The 16,519-nt window shown below is 72.2% G+C and carries 15 protein-coding genes; 5 read left to right on the top strand and 10 right to left on the bottom strand.

Translation table 11 applies throughout. From position 1 onward, the window contains the following. Positions 1-12: 12 nt before the first annotated feature. From ahcY to VZF99_RS04145, 5 genes are all read right to left on the bottom strand, one after another. A complete protein-coding gene (ahcY, locus tag VZF99_RS04165) occupies positions 13-1,479 on the bottom strand; it encodes an adenosylhomocysteinase (protein WP_069388700.1) in 1,467 nt (488 codons plus the stop codon). Positions 1,480-1,560: 81 nt separating this feature from the next. Beyond that, entirely contained in the window at positions 1,561-2,781 is a 1,221-nt protein-coding gene (manA, locus tag VZF99_RS04160) for a mannose-6-phosphate isomerase, class I (RefSeq protein WP_067712274.1), read from the bottom strand. Positions 2,782-2,785: 4 nt separating this feature from the next. Continuing rightward, positions 2,786-3,880 carry a hypothetical protein gene (locus VZF99_RS04155; protein WP_096905885.1) on the bottom strand — a complete coding sequence of 365 codons (1,095 nt, stop codon included), beginning with the start codon at positions 3,878-3,880 and terminating at the stop codon, positions 2,786-2,788. Next, positions 3,873-5,249: a phosphomannomutase/phosphoglucomutase gene (locus tag VZF99_RS04150; RefSeq protein ID WP_069389314.1), complete on the bottom strand. Its 1,377-nt coding sequence runs from the start codon at positions 5,247-5,249 to the stop codon at positions 3,873-3,875. The genes VZF99_RS04155 and VZF99_RS04150 overlap by 8 nt, the downstream gene beginning before the upstream one ends. 93 nt (positions 5,250-5,342) lie before the next feature. Continuing rightward, a complete protein-coding gene (locus VZF99_RS04145; protein ID WP_407335763.1) occupies positions 5,343-5,855 on the bottom strand; it encodes a DUF3499 domain-containing protein in 513 nt (170 codons plus the stop codon). Between the two features lie 167 nt (positions 5,856-6,022). Here VZF99_RS04145 and VZF99_RS04140 point away from each other — a divergent pair, with 167 nt between their 5' ends. After that, positions 6,023-6,544: a metallopeptidase family protein gene (locus tag VZF99_RS04140; RefSeq protein WP_407336076.1), complete on the top strand. Its 522-nt coding sequence runs from the start codon at positions 6,023-6,025 to the stop codon at positions 6,542-6,544. Between the two features lie 83 nt (positions 6,545-6,627). Here VZF99_RS04140 and VZF99_RS04135 read toward each other — a convergent pair whose 3' ends face one another. Then, positions 6,628-6,939, bottom strand: coding sequence for a WhiB family transcriptional regulator (locus VZF99_RS04135; RefSeq protein ID WP_120286168.1), 312 nt, complete (start codon positions 6,937-6,939; stop codon positions 6,628-6,630). Positions 6,940-7,274: 335 nt separating this feature from the next. Between VZF99_RS04135 and VZF99_RS04130 the strand changes: the two genes are divergently transcribed. Together VZF99_RS04130 and VZF99_RS04125 are read left to right on the top strand one after the other, a co-directional pair. After that, positions 7,275-8,354, top strand: a complete 1,080-nt coding sequence (locus VZF99_RS04130) for a 2-phospho-L-lactate transferase CofD family protein (protein WP_407335762.1) — start codon at positions 7,275-7,277, stop codon at positions 8,352-8,354. Beyond that, entirely contained in the window at positions 8,351-9,817 is a 1,467-nt protein-coding gene (locus tag VZF99_RS04125) for a coenzyme F420-0:L-glutamate ligase (protein ID WP_407335761.1), read from the top strand. The genes VZF99_RS04130 and VZF99_RS04125 overlap by 4 nt, the downstream gene beginning before the upstream one ends. A gap of 98 nt (positions 9,818-9,915) precedes the next feature. On the opposite strand, the gene VZF99_RS04120 is transcribed toward VZF99_RS04125, so the two are convergent. Together VZF99_RS04120 and VZF99_RS04115 are read right to left on the bottom strand one after the other, a co-directional pair. Beyond that, complete coding sequence (locus VZF99_RS04120) at positions 9,916-11,031, bottom strand: sugar phosphate nucleotidyltransferase (RefSeq protein WP_407335760.1); 1,116 nt, start codon at positions 11,029-11,031, stop codon at positions 9,916-9,918. Between the two features lie 95 nt (positions 11,032-11,126). After that, positions 11,127-12,005, bottom strand: a complete 879-nt coding sequence (locus VZF99_RS04115) for a glycosyltransferase family 2 protein (protein ID WP_119191966.1) — start codon at positions 12,003-12,005, stop codon at positions 11,127-11,129. 111 nt (positions 12,006-12,116) lie between these two features. Between VZF99_RS04115 and VZF99_RS04110 the strand changes: the two genes are divergently transcribed. Beyond that, positions 12,117-13,691, top strand: a complete 1,575-nt coding sequence (locus VZF99_RS04110; RefSeq protein ID WP_163376651.1) for an LCP family protein — start codon at positions 12,117-12,119, stop codon at positions 13,689-13,691. 59 nt (positions 13,692-13,750) lie between these two features. Next, positions 13,751-14,437, top strand: a complete 687-nt coding sequence (locus VZF99_RS04105) for a TIGR03089 family protein (protein ID WP_120286171.1) — start codon at positions 13,751-13,753, stop codon at positions 14,435-14,437. A gap of 172 nt (positions 14,438-14,609) precedes the next feature. Here VZF99_RS04105 and VZF99_RS04100 read toward each other — a convergent pair whose 3' ends face one another. Both VZF99_RS04100 and purE read right to left on the bottom strand, forming a co-directional pair. Beyond that, entirely contained in the window at positions 14,610-15,779 is a 1,170-nt protein-coding gene (locus tag VZF99_RS04100) for an acyl-CoA dehydrogenase family protein (RefSeq protein WP_407335759.1), read from the bottom strand. 198 nt (positions 15,780-15,977) lie between these two features. Then, positions 15,978-16,490: a 5-(carboxyamino)imidazole ribonucleotide mutase gene (gene purE / locus VZF99_RS04095; protein WP_069389745.1), complete on the bottom strand. Its 513-nt coding sequence runs from the start codon at positions 16,488-16,490 to the stop codon at positions 15,978-15,980. Positions 16,491-16,519 lie beyond the last annotated feature (29 nt).

The following is a 16,519-nucleotide window of genomic DNA, read 5'->3' as shown; positions in this document are numbered from 1 at the left end:
CCCCGGCGTCGCTCAGTAGCGGTAGTGGTCGGGCTTGAAGGGGCCCTCGACGTCCACGCCGATGTACTCGGCCTGGTCCTTGGCCAGCGTGGTCAGGGAGCCTCCGAGCGCCTCCACGTGCAGGCGGGCGACCTTCTCGTCGAGGATCTTGGGCAGCAGGTGCACCCCGATCGGGTACTGGTCGGCCTTGGTGAACAGCTCGATCTGGGCGATGACCTGGTCGGAGAAGCTGTTGGACATCACGAACGACGGGTGCCCGGTGGCGTTGCCCAGGTTGAGCAGGCGCCCCTCGGACAGCACGATGATCGAGCGGCCGTCGTCGTCGAAGACGAACTCGTCGACCTGCGGCTTGATGTTGATGCGGGTGACGCCCTCGGCGGACTCGAGCCCGGCCATGTCGATCTCGTTGTCGAAGTGGCCGATGTTGCCCAGGATGGCCTTGTTCTTCATCCGCGTCATGTGCTCGAAGGTGATGATGTCCTTGTTGCCCGTGGCGGTGATGATGATGTCCGCATCGGCGATGGCCTCGTCCACGGTGACCACGTCGAAGCCGTCCATCAGCGCCTGCAGCGCGTTGATCGGGTCGATCTCGGTGACCTGCACGCGCGCGCCCTGCCCGGCCAGCGCCTCGGCGCAGCCCTTGCCCACGTCGCCGTAACCGCACACCAGGGCCTTCTTGCCGCCGATGAGGGCATCGGTGCCGCGGTTGATGCCGTCCAGCAGCGAGTGGCGGGTGCCGTACTTGTTGTCGAACTTGCTCTTGGTGACCGCGTCGTTGACGTTCATCGCCGGGAACGGCAGCACGCCCTCGTTGTGGAAGTGGTACAGGCGGTGGACGCCGGTGGTGGTCTCCTCGGTCACGCCCTGGACCGACTCGGCGATCGCCGTGTACTTGCCCGGGTTGGCCGGAACGGACTCACGCAGCAGCGCGTGGAAGACCTTCTCCTCCGCGGACCAGGCCGAGTCGTCCGAGGGCACGGCGCCGGCCTGCTCGAACTCCTTGCCCTTGATCACGAGCATCGTGGCGTCGCCACCGTCGTCGAGGATCATGTTCGGCTCGGTCTCCGGCCAGGTCATGATCTGCTCGGTGCACCACCAGTACTCGGTGAGGGTCTCGCCCTTCCACGCGAACACCGGCACGCCGCGGGGCGCCTCCGGGGTCCCCTCCGGGCCCACCACGACCGCCGCGGCCGCCTCGTCCTGCGTGGAGAAGATGTTGCACGAGGCCCACCGGACCTCCGCGCCCAGCGCGGTCAGCGTCTCGATCAGCACCGCGGTCTGCACCGTCATGTGGATCGACCCCGCGATCCGGGCGCCGGCCAGCGGCTGCTCGGCCGCGTACTCCTCGCGCAGCGCCATCAGACCCGGCATCTCGTGCTCGGCCAGACGGATCTGCTTGCGGCCCGCCTCCGCCAGCGACAGATCCGCCACCTTGAACTCGACACCGTTGACGGACTGAACCTGCAGATCAGCGGACATGTTCCTCGACCAGCTCCTCGTTGACTCGCGAAAGACTTCCGCCCCACACTAGCGGGACGGCCCGCCGGGGTGTCGGCCCCGTCACCCGCCGGCGACGCGGGTCCGGAACACGGTGGCCCCGGCGGTACTGCGCAGACACACCCGGGAGGTCGAGGCCGGTACCCACACGGCCCGCCCGGGCGCGAGGGCCTCGCTCGTCCCGTCGGAGTCCACGACCGCCTCGCCGGAGGTGCACAGCAGCACCTCGGGGCCCTCCGGTCGCCAGGCGGCCGGGTCGCCGTCGGCCGGCACGTCGATGCGCGACAACGCGAAATCGGGTTCGGGCGTGGGGTAGTCGACCTCGCCGGGGATGTCGCGGTCGGCCTCGACCGCCCGGACGGTGGGGTCTGCGAGCGGGCTGAACTCGAGCACCCGCATCAGTTCGGGGACGTCGACGTGCTTGGGGGTCAGGCCGCCGCGCAGGACGTTGTCCGAGTTGGCCATGACCTCCACACCGACGCCCCGTAGGTAGGCGTGGAGTTGCCCGGGCCCCAGGTAGACGGCCTCGCCCGGCTGGAGGACGACCCGGTTGAGCAGCAGCGCACCCAGGACCCCCGGATCGGTCGGGTACCGCTCGGCGAGTTCGGTGATCGTAGCGGCCACCGGGGACCACGGCCCCTCGACCCCGTGGTCGGTGAGGTAGGACACCGCACAGGTCACCAGGTCGGGCACGACGCCGGCCAGTACGACGTGCGGCATCGTGACGAAGGTGGTGAAGACCGCGCGCAGACCCTCGGCGTCGGGCTGCCCGGCGAGCATGTCCCGGTAGGGCTTCAGGGACGCGACGCCCAGCGCGTCGAGCAGTGCCACCGTGCGCTCCACCGGGCGGAAGCCCACGAGGGCGTGGAACTCGGTGAGCGCGACGAGGATCTCGGGCTTGTGGTTGACGTCGCGGTAGTTGCGGTCCGGCGCGTCGACGGCGATCCCGCGCGCGTCCTCCGCCGCGAAACCCTCACGCGCCTTCTCCGGGGACGGATGGGCCTGGAGCGACAGTGCCTGTTCGGCGGAGAGCAGCTTGACCAGGAAGGGCAGTCCCCCGCCGTGCTCGGCCAGCACCCGCGGGCCCAGCTCGCGCTCGGGGTCGGCGGCGATCCGTGCGTCGAGGCCGCGACCGTCGGAGCACCGCGAGGAGCCGGAGTCGTGCGCGCCGAACCAGTGCTCGGCGACGGGGTGGGGCGCCGGCGAGGTGATCCCGCACAGCTCGGGAAGCGCGGTCCGGGAGCCCCAGGCGTAGGCCTGGACCACCGGTTCGAGTGCGACCACGGACCTACAGACCTCCGACGAGGAGGTAGGCGGCGGCCAGTTCCGTGCGGGCCATGAGCGCTGCCACCTTTCCGCTCAACGGGGCCGGGGCGTCGCCGGCCGTGTCCCGACCGCGATCGGTGATCCACTCGACATCCGCGAGCGGGCCCGCAGCCAGCCGGACGATCTCCTCGTCCGCGCCCAACACCATACCGACGTACCTGACGGGCAGATCGTCGCGTGGTCCGTCCAACTCCTCGTCGTGGAACAGGCTCGCCAGCGGATCCGTCGGCGGACGACCCTGGGCCCGTTCGGCGTGCGCACGCACCGCGTCGGGGACCGAGGACGCGGCCGTGACCCTGCCGGCGTCGCAGAACGCGGCGACCGCGCGGTCACAGTAGGCCGCGGACACCGGGTCCGAGTGGATCCACACGAGAGGATCACGGCCCGCCACCGATGTCGCGAGCAGCTTCGCCGGGTTGACCGGGGTGGCCAGTTCCGGGCCGAGCCCCTCGAGTTCGATGTCGACGGCGTCGGCCGCGGCGGCCACGTCCAGGCCCCGCGCGCCCAGCGCGGCGAGCACGGCCATCCCGGCCGCCAGGTGGCGCAGCACACCACGGTGGGGCGGCACGTACGGGAGCGGTTCGAGCCACGTGGCCCGGCCGCGGCCGGACTCGGCGACCGGGCCCTCCCGGGGTACGTCCACGATGACGGTCGCGCCGCGGCCGGCGGCGGAGTCGATCGCGGTCACCAGTCGAGGGTCGCCGGCGTCGTCCCCGGAGACGAGGACCACGTCGAGAGCGCCCACCCACGCGGGCAGGGTGCGCGCGAGCACCAGCGGGGGGACGGCGGGGCCGCCGCCGATCTCCGCCAGTGCGGCCACCACGCCGGCCGCGTGGCGCGCACGGTCCGACCGCCCGGACACCCAGACCACCGCCCTCGGACGGAATCGCTCGAGCGAGTCGAGCGCGCCACCGCCCGCGGCGGTGGCCACGGTGCGCAACTGGGCTCCCGCCATCGACGCGTGGAGCAGCGCACCCGTGGCGTCGGCGGCGCGCAGCGCCCCGGGGTCGTCGAGGTCGACCCGACCGGCCCCGGTGTCGCTGGTCAGGTCAGGCACGGACGATCGCGAGGACCTCGTCGACCACGGCGGCGACGTCCTCCCTGGTAGGCGCCTCGGCGTTGAGACGCAGCAGCGGCTCGGTGTTGGAGGCGCGCAGGTTGAACCACGATCCGTCGCCGAGGTCCACCGTCACGCCGTCGAGCCGGTCGATGGACTCGGCGCGCTTCGAGAACGCGGTGACGACCTCCTCCATCCGCTCGGTCTGGGCCTCGGCGGAGTCGAGAGTGGAGTTGATCTCGCCGGAGGCGGCGTACCGGGTGTACTCGGCCATGAGCGCCGACAGGGTCCCGTCCTGCCCGCCCAGCGCCGCCAGGACGTGCATCGCGGCGAGCATGCCCGAGTCGGCGCCCCAGAAATCGCGGAAGTAGTAGTGCGCCGAGTGCTCCCCTCCGAAGACGGCACCGGTGTCGGCCATCTGCGCCTTGATGAAGCTGTGCCCGACCCGGGTACGGACGGCGACGCCGCCCTTCTCCTCGACGAGCTCGGGGACGGCCCGGGAGGTGATGAGGTTGTAGATGATCGAGGCGCCCGGGTCCTTGGCCAGCTCACGCTCGGCGACGAGGGCGGTGATGGCCGACGGCGCGACCGGCTCGCCGCGCTCGTCCACCACGAAGCAGCGGTCGGCGTCGCCGTCGAACGCCAGGCCGATGTCGGCCCCGCTCTCCCTGACGAGGGCCTGCAGGTCGACGATGTTGGCCGGTTCCAGCGGGTTCGCCTCGTGGTTGGGGAAGTTGCCGTCGAGCTCGAAGTACAGCGGCACGATCTCGAGCGGCAACCCGCCCAGGACGGCGGGCACGGTGTGGCCACCCATCCCGTTGCCGGCGTCCACCGCCACCGTGAGCGGGCGGATGCCCGACAGGTCGACCAGTCCGCGCAGGTACTCGCCGTAACCGTCCAGGACGTCCCGCTCGGTGACGGTGCCGGCCTCGCCGTCGTGGGCGGGGACCCCCTCGATGACCTCGTCCGCGATGGTCCGCAGGCCGGACTCCTGCCCGACCGGCTTGGCGCCGGGGCGGCACAGTTTGATGCCGTTGTAGGCGGCGGGGTTGTGACTGGCGGTGAACATGGCACCGGGGCAGTCGAGTGAACCGGAGGCGAAGTAGAGCTGGTCGGTCGAGGCCAGGCCGATGGTCACCACGTCCAGTCCCTGGGCGGTCACCCCGTCGGCGAAGGCGGCGGACAGGCCCGGGGACGAGTCCCGCATGTCGTGGCCGATCACCACGGTGCGGGCACCCTCCGAACGCATGAGGCGGGCGAACGACGCCCCGACCTCGCGGACGAAGTCCTCATCGATCTGTTCGCCGACGACACCACGGACGTCGTACGCCTTGATGACTGCTCGGACGGACTCGGCGCTACGTGCCACGTGTTGCTCCAGGGGTGTGAGACGGGTCGGTCGGTGTTCTGTCTGACACTACCCGCGCCGTACCGGCGGCGGACCGACCTCGCGGGCCGCGGCTCAGCGGGGGGCGGGGCCCGGCTCCGGTCGGCCGTCGCCGGACCCGCCGGTACCGGTGTCGGGTGCGGTGGCCATGTCCGGCACGACCCGCAGGTGGGGACGTCCGGTCGCGCCGGAGGGGCCGGTGGCGGGGCCGGACCCGTCCTCCGTGCGGCTCCGTGCGTCGTCGAGGACCGGCCCGGGATCGGAGACACCGAGACGACGCAGGCGATCGGCGTCGACCAGTGCGGCGCCGGTCCTGCGCCCGCCGACCGGGCCGCCGGTGACCGCGTCGAGCAACGCCGTGAGGTCCGAGTCCTCGGCCGAGGTGTCGATGTCCGGGTGGCGCACCAGGTCCCAGCCCCGGGGGGCGGTGATGCGCAGTGCGTGGGCCGCGCAGAGATCCCAGGCGTGCGGCTCGCGGACCGCGGGCAGCGGGCCGATGACGGCCGTCGAGTCGGCGTAGACGTAGGTGAGCGTGGCGACCGCGCGGTTGGGACATCCCGGACGGCAGCAACGACGGTTCTCACTCACGAGGCCCCAGGGTAGTCCCGCACCCGGGGCGGAGGCGCCGCGACCCGCCCACGCCGGTTCGACGCACCCGCCACGAGCGGGGTTATCCTCGCGCCATGACCCCGACCGCCCCGGTACCCGGACGACCGCCCACCGGCACCGCGATCCCCGGTGCCGGCCAGAGCGACGTGAGCGCCGGCAGCCGGATCTCGGTCCGAGATTTCCCCGGGGACCCGGGGCGTCGCGGCCCGCGTGTGGTCACCTCCCGGCGGGCGGACCGACGCGGGCACGGCCCCCGCGGCCCGATCCTGCCCCCGGAGGTGCCGAGGTGGCGCAGCCGGTCGGCCGAGTTCGACGCCGCCGCGCTCGAGGCGTTCGCGGAGATCGACCAGCACTGGCACTCCCGACTGGTGCATCTGGACCTCGCGGTCGACATGGTGCCCCGCATGCGACTGCGTCCCGGCGAGACGTGGCCCGAGGAGGTCGTGGCCGACGGCGACGTCCCGCTCGCCCGCCTGGTGCCAGCGGGCGTCGACCGCTCGGGGCAGCCGACCCGGGCGCGGCTGGTGTTGTTCCGCAAGCCCCTGTCCCGGCGCGCGCCGGACAGCGATGACCTGCGGGACCTCATCTACTCCGTGCTGGTCGAACTGGTCTCCCAGCACTTGGAACTCTCCCCCGACGAGGTCGAGGCCGGCCCCGACGAGAACTGACCGCCCGGTACGGGGCGGTCAGGGGTGGGAGGTGGCGCCGGAAGACGGGGCCGGGTGACGGGCTGGGATGACCCGCACGCGGCTCACATGACGGCGTCGCGCTTGATGCGCCGCCGCTCACGCTCGGACAGCCCGCCCCAGATGCCGAAGCGCTCGTCATTGGCCAGCGCGTACTCGAGGCACTCGGCCTTGACCTCGCAGCCGGTGCAGATCTTCTTGGCCTCGCGGGTCGACCCGCCCTTCTCCGGGAAGAACGCCTCGGGATCGGTCTGCGCGCACAGAGCCCGTTCCTGCCAGCTCTCCTGCTCGTCCTCGACGAACAGGCCGGAGACACCGAGGTCGACCAGGGCCAGCTCGGGTCCCGCGATGGTGCGTGACTGTCGATCCACGGTCATCCCTTCGTGTTGCATGTTCGTGCGCGATGGTCCGCGTCTGAGTGCCCGTCGCCGACACGGCCGAGGGAGCCCTGCCGGATCGCGGATTGTCTGATGTCTGTGCGATGTTTACCGTCACCCACCAGGGAATGACACACCTGTGATTACACACATGCAAGCCGCGTAGGTCAAGCGAAATCGGGGATACCTACCATTTTCCCCACCCGCCGCGGCCGGTGACACGCCGCCCCGATTGTGGCGTGGGACACGTCCCCGGCGCGCCCGCCACCCTCCCGGACCGGGGCTGTCCGGCCCACCGGCGCGGCGTCGCACGCACCGTCACTACTCTCGTCCGTGTGAAGATCTGTGTTCTGGCCGGCGGCGTCGGTGGCGCCCGTTTCCTGCTCGGCGCCCGCCGACTACTCGGACTGGACGCCGAGTCCGCCCGAGCGGGTTCGCCGCATCGTATCGACGCGGTGGTCAACGTCGGCGACGACGCCTGGATGCACGGGGTCCGCATCTGCCCCGACCTCGACACCTGCATGTACACCCTCGGCGGCGGCATCGACCCCGAGCGCGGCTGGGGCCACGCCGGGGAGACGTGGAACTGCCGGGACGAACTCGCGACATACGGCGTGCAGCCCGACTGGTTCGGGCTGGGCGACAAGGATCTGGCCACCCACCTGGTGCGCACGCAGATGCTCGACGCCGGCTACCGGCTCACCCACGTCACCGAGGCGCTGTCGACCCGCTGGTCCCCCGGCGTACGCCTGCTGCCCGTGACCGACGACCGCTGCGAGACGCACGTGGTCGTGACCGGCGGCACGGCCGACGACGGGACCGGCGCGGGCGACGCGGCGACCCCCGGCGACGGCCCTGACGCGGACGCCCCCGGCCCGCGGGCGATCCACTTCCAGGAGTGGTGGGTCAAGCACCGGGCGCAACTGACACCTTCCGGCTTCGTGCAGGTCGGCGCCGATGCCGCCACGCCGACCCCGGAGACGCTCGAGGCGATCGAGACGGCCGACCTCGTCGTCGTCGCCCCCTCCAACCCCGTGGTCTCCGTCGGCGCGATCCTCGCGGTGCCCGGGATCCGCGCCGCGCTGCGGTCCACCCCCGCCCCCGTGGTGGGCATCAGCCCGGTGATCGGCGGGGCGGTGCTGCGCGGCATGGCCGACACGTGCCTCACGGCGATCGGAGTCGAGACCTCCGCGACGGCCGTGGCGCGCCACTACGGCGCCCGCTCCGGCACCGGCCTGCTCGACGGCTGGCTCGTGGCCCCGGGCGACGCGCCCGCCGACGGCTCCGGCGCGGTCGACGGCGTCGCGATCCGGGAGGTCCCGCTGCTCATGACCGACCCCGACGCCACCGCGGACATGGTCGCCGCCGCGATCGACCTGGCCGGCCTCGAGGTCCCGGCCCGGGCCGACCGATGACCGACGGCGCGCTCCCCGAGATCCGCCGCTGGACCGTCGAACACGCCGCGCCCGCGGACGTCGTCATGTGGGCACCCGACGGCCTGCCCGAGTTCCGGCCCGGTGACGACCTCGCGCGCGCCCTCGCCGACGCGCTCACCGCCGACCGGCACGGCCTCGTCGACGGCGACGTGGTGGTGCTGACCTCCAAGGTGCTGTCCAAGACCGAGGGGCGGATCGTTCCCGCCCCCACCGACCCGGACGAGCGCGACGCCCTGCGCCGGCGGCTCGTGGACGCCGAGTCGGTCCGCGTGGTCGCGCGCGTCAACCGCACGCTCATCACGGAGAACCGGCTGGGGATCGTCCAGGCCGCCGCCGGGGTCGACGGCTCCAACGTCGAGGCCCGCGAGCTCGCGCTGCTCCCCGAGGATCCTGACGCCTCCGCCGCCGCGCTCGCCCGCGAACTCCGACGCCTCACCGGCGCGCGCGTCGCGGTCGTCGTCACCGACACGATGGGGCGGGCCTGGCGCACCGGCCAGATCGACATGGCCATCGGCGCCGCCGGACTGCGGGTGTCGGTGGGGTACGACGGCGCCGTGGACCGCCAGGGCAACGAACTGTTGGTGACCGACGTCGCCGTGGCCGACGAGATCGCGTCAGCGGCGGACCTGGTCAAGGGCAAGCTGGGGGCGCGGCCCGTGGCCGTGGTGCGCGGGATCGGGCACCTGCTGCTGGACGACGGTCGCGACAACGACGGTGACGACAACGGCAACGACGACCACGGCCGCGACGACCACGAGGTGGACGTCCCCCGGCGGGCCCGTGACCTGGTCAGGGACGGGTCCTCGGACCTGTTCCGGTTGGGCACCGCCGAAGCGGTGGCGCTGGGGCGGCGGGAGGCCGTTCCCGCCCGTCGCTCGGTGCGACGGTTCTCCGACGAGTCCGTCGACGCGGACCTGTTGGCCGGCGCCGTGGCGGATGCGCTGACCGCCCCCGCACCGCACCACAGCACTCCCGTCCGGTTCGTGCGGGTCACGGGCCACGCGCGCATGCGGCTGCTGGACGCCCTGCGCGCGGACTGGGAACGCGACCTGCGCGCCGACGGGCACACCGGCGAGATCCTGGCCCGTCGACTCGGGCGCGGTGACCTGCTGCGCACCTGCCCCGAGCTGATCCTGCCGTTCGTCGACGACGACGCCGGAGCACACGACTACCCGGACGCCCGCCGCGCCGCCTGCGAGGAGACCATGTTCACCGTCGCCGGAGGTGCCGCGGTGCAGTCGCTGCTGGTGGCGCTCGCCGCGCGCGGCCTGGGCTCGTGCTGGGTGGGGTCGACGATCTTCGCCGCCGACACCACCCGCCGCGAACTGGGGTTGCCGGGCTCGTGGCGGCCGCTCGGCGCGGTCGCGGTGGGCGTGCCCGCCGAGACGGTCCCGCCACGGGAGCCGCGGCCGGCAGGCGACGCCTACGTCACGGTGGAGTGAGTCGCCAGCCGCCATGAGCGCCACCTATCCGATGTCGCGCCACCTGCCGGATCCGATGGGTGGCGAGACATCGGATGGGTGGCGAAGGCCGGCCGGGCCTACATGTCGGTGGAGTAGCGGATCCCGCCGTCGGGGATCTGCACCCCCGGCCACACGCGGGCACCGCGCAGGAGCTCGCAGCGGGCACCGATGTCGGCGCCGTCACCGATCACGCCGTCCCGGATGAGCGCCCGGTGGCCAATTCTCGCGCCGAATCCGACGATCGAACGCTCGACCGTCGCCCCGGCCTCGATGCGGGCACCGTCGAAGACGACCGCGCCGTCCAGTCTGGCCCCGGCCCCGATCTCCGCGCCGCGCCCCACGACGGTCCCGCCGACCAGGACGGCGCCCGCCCCGATCCCGGCACCCTCGTGGACCAGGGACTCCCCCGCGTGGCCGTCGAGCGCCGGCGACGGGGCGATGCCGCGGACCAGGTCCGCCGAGCCGCGCACGAAGTCCTCCGGCGTGCCCATGTCCCGCCAGTAGGCGGAGTCGACGAACCCGTAGACGCGCCGGCCCTCACTGAGCAACTGGGGGAAGGTCTCACGCTCGACCGACACCGGCTGGCCCTCGGGGATCTGCTCGATGAGCTCACGGCGGAACACGTAGCAGCCGGCGTTGATCTGGTCGGTCGGCGGATCCTGGGTCTTCTCCAGGAAGTCCTGGACGCGCCCGTCGTCGTCGGTGGTGACGCAGCCGAACGCGCGCGGATCGGAGACGCGGACCAGGTGCATCGTCAGGTCGGCGTTCTTCTCGCGGTGCAGGGCGAGGATTTCCCGCAGGTCGGTCCCGCCGAGGACGTCGCCGTTGAACACCATGACCGTCGAGGCGGTGAGCTCGGACAGGACGTTGCGGATGCCGCCGCCGGTGCCCAGGGGTTCGTTCTCCACGACGTAGGAGATGTCCAGGTCCAGGGCCGACCCGTCGCCGAAGTACTCCTCGAAGACCTCGGCCTTGAAGGAGGTCCCCAGCACGACGCGCCGGATGCCGGCCGCCCGGATCCGGGAGAGCAGGTGGGTCAGGAAGGGCAGGCCCGCGGTGGGCAGCATCGGCTTGGGCGCCGAGATCGTCAGGGGCCTGAGCCGGGTGCCCTTGCCGCCGACCAGCACCACCGCCTCGGTGTCCGCGATCAGGTCGTCGTCGGCGGTGGCACTCCCGGGGGTCGTCGAGGTCACGGTGAAGGCTCCTGCTGTCGAAAGGGCCGCGGGCGGGGGCGCGCTCGCCCCGCTCCGGTGGCCGGTGGATGGGTCTCGGTTCCGGGGTGTGGGGCTCAGCCCGCGGCGCGCCGGGCGGACCGGATCGCCAGGCGACACCGCAACTCCAGGCCCGCTCTGAGCGCCCAGCGTATCGGTGCCTGCCAGGCGTGTGGGTGCCTGTCCGCCTGGAACAGGTACGCGCTGCGGTGGTGCGCCCGGAGGGTGAACTCCGGCACCGCGTTCGCAGCGTGACCCTGGTCGTGGTGGATGACGGCGGCGGGCACGTAGACGTTCTGCCACCCGGCCCTGCCGAGACGGTCGCCCAGGTCGATGTCCTCGAGGTACATGAAATACCGCTCGTCGAACCCGCCCAGGGCATCGAACGCCGCCCGGCGCAGCAGCAGGCACGAACCCGACAGCCACCCGGCGGCCCGCTCGGTCTCCATGTCCGCGTCGTCGAGGTATCCCGCCGTCCACGGGTTCCGCGGCCACACCTGGCCGAGCAGGGCGTGGCCGATCCCCGCGCCCAGACGTGGCACCGCCCGGGCGGACGGGTACACGGACCCGTCGGTCTCGGAGATCCGCGGGCCGAACGCGGCGGCCCGCGGCCAGCGTGCGGCGGCGGCGAGGAGCTCGTCCACCGACCCGGGTTCGAAGGTCACGTCCGGGTTGACCACCAGGACGAACTCCTGGTCGAAATCCTCCGGCCGGCCAGCGATCAGCGTCACCGCCCGGTTGATGGCGGTGCCGTACCCCAGGTTGTCGCCCGTGGGGAAGAACTCGGCGAACCCGTACTCCGCCGCGACCTCCTCCGGCACCCCGTCCGTCGACCCGTTGTCCGCCATCACCAGGCCGACCTGCCGGGTCGTGGCCGCGGGGAGGGTCTCGACGAAGCTGCGGAGGTGGTCGCCCGGCGAGTACGTCACCGTCACGACGGGTAGTCGGGTCGTCACGCGAAACACCCTACGACGCACCCCACGGATTCCGACGCCCGGCGCGCGGCGCGGTACCGTTGATCATCATCGGCGGCCTCGAGCGGCCCTACTCGACGACAAGGACGGTGGATGAGCGCCGAGCTGCCAGCGACGCCCCGTCGTGCCCCCGGCCGGGCACGGAGACGGCGTCACGCCACCCCGGCCCGCCCGGTCGCGTACCGGGTCGGTCGCGTCGTGGCCGCCCTCGTCTCCGCCCTGTGTCTCCTGGTCACCGGCGTCGGGTGGACCCTGTTCAACGGACTCAGCTCGGACCTGACCTCCGCCGGCGGTCTCGACGTGGGTGACGGTGGCCTCGACGGCGCCGTCGACATCCTTCTGGTGGGCACGGACAACCGGACCGACGCGCAGGGCAACCCCCTCAGCCAAGAGGAACTGGCCACGATCCGGACCGGCGAGGAGGAGGGCGAGAACACCGACACGATCCTGCTCATCAGGATCCCCGAGGACGGCAGTTCCGCCACCGCGATCTCCATCCCCCGCGACGTCTACGTGGAGACCAGCTCGGTCGGCGGGAGCAAGATCAACGGCGTCTACGCCGCGAACAAGGAGGCCCATCTCGAGCGTGCCGTCGCGTCCGACCCGGACGGTGAACTGACCGAGGAGGACCAGCGCGCCGCGGTCAAGGCCGGGCGCAACGGCCTCATCGGCGCCGTCGAGGATCTCACCGGCGTCCAGGCTGACCACTACGCCGAGATCGGCCTCCTGGGGTTCGTGCTGCTCACCGACGCGGTCGGCGGCGTCCCCGTCTGCCTCAACGAGCCGGTCGACGAGCCGCTGTCGGGCGCGAACTTCCGTGCCGGCGTCCAGACGGTCTCCGGATCGGACGCCCTGAGCTTCGTGCGCCAACGCCATGACCTGCCCGCGGGCGACCTCGACCGGATCGTCCGTCAGCAGGTGTTCATGTCCCAGCTGGTCAAGAAGATCCTCTCCGCCGGCACCCTGGCCGACCCCTCGAAACTCGGTGCGCTGGTCGACGCCGCGAAGCGGTCCTTCGTCATCGACGAGAACTGGGACTTCGTCGACTTCGCCATGAAGCTCCAGGACATCAGCGGCGGCAACGTCCGATTCGAGACCATCCCGGTCACCAGCATCGACTCGTTCACCGAGTGGGGCGAGTCCATCGTCACCGCCGACCCCGCCGAGGTGTCGGAGTTCGTGGCCGGTTTCGCCAGCACCGAGGATCGGGAAGCGGACGCCGACGCCACCACCGATCCGGAGCAGACCCCCACCGACGCGCCGGGGCCGGACCCCGCCGAGGTGACGGTCTCCGTGGTCAACACCACCGCGATCGACGGTCTGGCCGCGCAGGTCTCCGGAGCCCTCACCGAACTCGGCTACACCGCAGGCGACCTGCTCACCGACCCGGCCGCCGCCTACACCTCGCATGTCGCCGCAGCCTCCGCCGACGACGACGCCGCCTTTGCCGTGTCGGAGGCCCTCGGCGGCCTGCCCGTGCAGGTCGACCCAGCGCTGCCCGACGGCTCCGTCCGCGTCGTCCTGGCCGAGGACTACAGTGGCCCCACCGGCGACGCCGCCGGCACCGAGTCCTACTCCCCCACCACCTCCTCCTATGCGCCGCTGCCGCCGTCCATCGCGGATCGCCCGACCTTCGACGCCGGCTCGGACGTGCCCTGCGTCAACTGACCGACTGCGCCCACCGACCGACTGCGCCCACTGACCGACCACCACCCGGGAGGCCCAGAGTGACCACCGCCGCCGACACCGTCCTGCAGCCGCTCCTCGCACTCGACCCGGGAACCCCCATGGTCACCCACTACAACCAGGCCGCCCCGTCACGAGTGGAACTGTCTGTCACCTCCACCGCCAACTGGGCCGCGAAGATCGCCGGACTCCTGCGCGACGAACTCGGGGTGGTGCCGGGCGACGTGATCGTGTGCGACCTGCCCGCGCACTGGCTCACCGCGGGCGTCCTCCTCGGCGCCTGGTGGGCGGGCGCCGAGGTGAGCACAGGGGCCGCGGACGACGCCGTCGCCGTCGTCACCGTCCCCGACCGCCTCGCCAGCCACCCCACCGACATCGAGACCCTCCTCATGACCACCGACCCGATGGGCCGCCCGCTGGCGGCCGCCGGCGTCGAGGTCCCCGCGGGCGTCACCGACCTCGCCGAGGCCTGCCGCATCCACCCGGACGCGTTCGTGCCCTCCGGCGGGGGTCCGCTCGCTCTCGACGGCGCTCCGCTGTCCGAACTGGCCGACCCCGCCCTTGCGGGCCGCGCCCTCGTGGCGGGATCCGATCGCGACGACGTCGTGCAGGTCCTGGCCCGGGTGTTCGCCTCCGGAGGCACGGCGGTGCTCGTCACGGGAGCAGACGCGGACGATCCCGCGGTCGCCGACGTGGCGGCCACCGAACGCACCACGCTCACCCTCTGATCGCCCGGCGCCCGCGACACGCGCCCCAGCGACGCCGCGCCCCAGCGCGCCAGCGACGCGAAAATCCGCTACTCCGATTCCGGATCCGCTCCCCTGATGCGGGTAGCAGATCCGGAATCGGAGTAGCGGATTCGTGGAGGGTGTACCGGTCAGCGGGCCGGCGCCCCGGGCATCAGGCCAGGAGCTGGCGGGCCATGACCATGCGGTTGATCTGGTTGGTGCCCTCGTAGATCTGGGTGATCTTGGCGTCGCGCATCATGCGCTCGACAGGGAAGTCACGCGTGTACCCGGCGCCGCCGAACAGCTGCACGACGTTGGTGGTGACCTCCATCGCGACATCCGAGGCGAAGGTCTTGGAGGCGGCGGCCATGAAGCCCAGCTTCTCGCCGCCGGGCGCGGAGCCGCGCTCGGCGTTGGCGGCGGCCGTGTAGACCATCAGGCGCGAGGCCTGCACCTTCATCGCCATGTCGGCGAGCATGAACTGAGTGTTCTGGAAGTCCGAGATCGCGCGGCCGAACTGCTTGCGCTCCTTGGTGTAGGCGATCGCCGCGTCCAGGGCGCCCTGCGCGATACCGACGGCCTGCGCGCCGATGGTCGGGCGGGTGTGGTCGAGGGTCTGCAGGGCGGTCTTGAAGCCGGTGCCCGGCGCGCCGATGATCCGGTCGCCCGGGATGCGGACGTTCTCGAAGTACAGCTCCGCGGTGGGCGAACCCTTGATGCCGAGCTTCTTCTCGGTCTTGGACACGCCGAAGCCCTCGTCGTCGGCGTGGACCATGAACGCGGAGATCCCGCCAGCACCCTTCTCGGGGTCCGTCACGGCCATAACGGTGTACCAGGTCGACTTGCCGCCGTTGGTGATCCACGCCTTGCTGCCGTTGAGGATCCAGTCGTCGCCGTCCTGGCGGGCGCGGGTGCGCATGCCTGCCGCGTCGGAGCCGGCCTCGCGCTCGGACAGCGCGTAGGAGGCCATCTTGCCCTCGGCGATCTCGGGAAGGACCTTCTGCTTGAGTTCCTCCCCACCGGCCAGGATCAGGCCCATGGTGCCGAGCTTGTTGACGGCCGGGATCAGCGAGGACGAACCACAGACGCGAGCGACCTCCTCGATCACGATGCAGGCCGCCACCGAATCCGCGCCCTGCCCGCCGTACTCCTCCGGCACGTGGACCGCGTTGAAGCCCGAGGCGTTGAGCGCGTCGAGGGCCTCCTGGGGGAACCGCTCGTCCTCGTCGACGGCCGCGGCGTGGGGCTCGATCTCTTTCTCCGACAGGGCTCGGATCGCGGCCCGGAGCTCTTCGTGCTCCTCCGCCGGGCGGTACAGGTCGAAGTCGGGGTTACCGGACATATGCGGGCCTCCATGAGGGATTCGTCGGTGCTGATCGCGCGGCGGGCGCCGGCCAGGTTCTCGCGGAGGGGCCACTGACGCTCGTCGGCCGCCAGTATCGCCGCGGGAGACGCGAGGCCGCGTCCGGCCCTTCAAATTACCAGTCGGAAGTCGGTCCCCGTCGGCGCCGTCGGCCCCGCCGCGCCCCCGCGGTGGCTATCAGCCGAGCAGTTGTCGGCGCAGGGCCTCGTCCTTGCGCTCGACCATCGCCTCCAGCTCGGCCTGGAACGCCTCCATTCGTTCGCGCAGGGCGGGGTCGGAAGCGGCGAGGATCCGCACCGCGAGCAGACCCGCGTTCCGCGCCCCGCCGATCGACACGGTGGCCACCGGGACACCGGCGGGCATCTGCACGATCGACAGCAGGGAATCCATGCCGTCCAGGTGCTTGAGCGGCACGGGGACACCGATGACCGGCAGCGGCGTGGCCGAGGCGACCATCCCCGGGAGGTGCGCCGCGCCGCCCGCACCCGCGATCACCACGCGGACGCCCCGGCCGGCCGCCGAGCGGGCGTAGTCGAGCATCTTCTGCGGGGTGCGGTGTGCCGAGACCACCCCGACCTCGAAGGTGATCCCGAACTCGGCGAGCGCCTCCGCCGCGGCCTCCATGGTGGGCCAGTCGGAGTCGCTGCCCATGATCAGACCGACCTGCGGCCCGTCCTGTCGCTCGGTCATCTCGTCGCCTTTCCTCGGTGTGGTGCGCT

Source organism: Dietzia kunjamensis, assembly GCF_045689975.1.
GTDB classification, from domain to species: domain Bacteria; phylum Actinomycetota; class Actinomycetes; order Mycobacteriales; family Mycobacteriaceae; genus Dietzia; species Dietzia kunjamensis.
The sequence above is the reverse complement of the archived record's forward strand: the minus strand, read 5'-3'. Positions and strand labels throughout refer to the sequence as shown.

Excerpts from the sequence above, each read along its gene's own strand:
- ahcY (WP_069388700.1), bottom strand. The coding sequence starts at position 1,479 with ATGTCCGCTGATCTGCAGGTTCAGTCCGTCAACGGTGTCGAGTTCAAG.
- VZF99_RS04135 (WP_120286168.1), bottom strand. The coding sequence starts at position 6,939 with ATGACCGTGGATCGACAGTCACGCACCATCGCGGGACCCGAGCTGGCC.
- VZF99_RS04125 (WP_407335761.1), top strand. The coding sequence starts at position 8,351 with ATGACCGACGGCGCGCTCCCCGAGATCCGCCGCTGGACCGTCGAACAC.
- VZF99_RS04110 (WP_163376651.1), top strand. The coding sequence starts at position 12,117 with ATGAGCGCCGAGCTGCCAGCGACGCCCCGTCGTGCCCCCGGCCGGGCA.
- VZF99_RS04100 (WP_407335759.1), bottom strand. The coding sequence starts at position 15,779 with ATGTCCGGTAACCCCGACTTCGACCTGTACCGCCCGGCGGAGGAGCAC.
- purE (WP_069389745.1), bottom strand. The coding sequence starts at position 16,490 with ATGACCGAGCGACAGGACGGGCCGCAGGTCGGTCTGATCATGGGCAGC.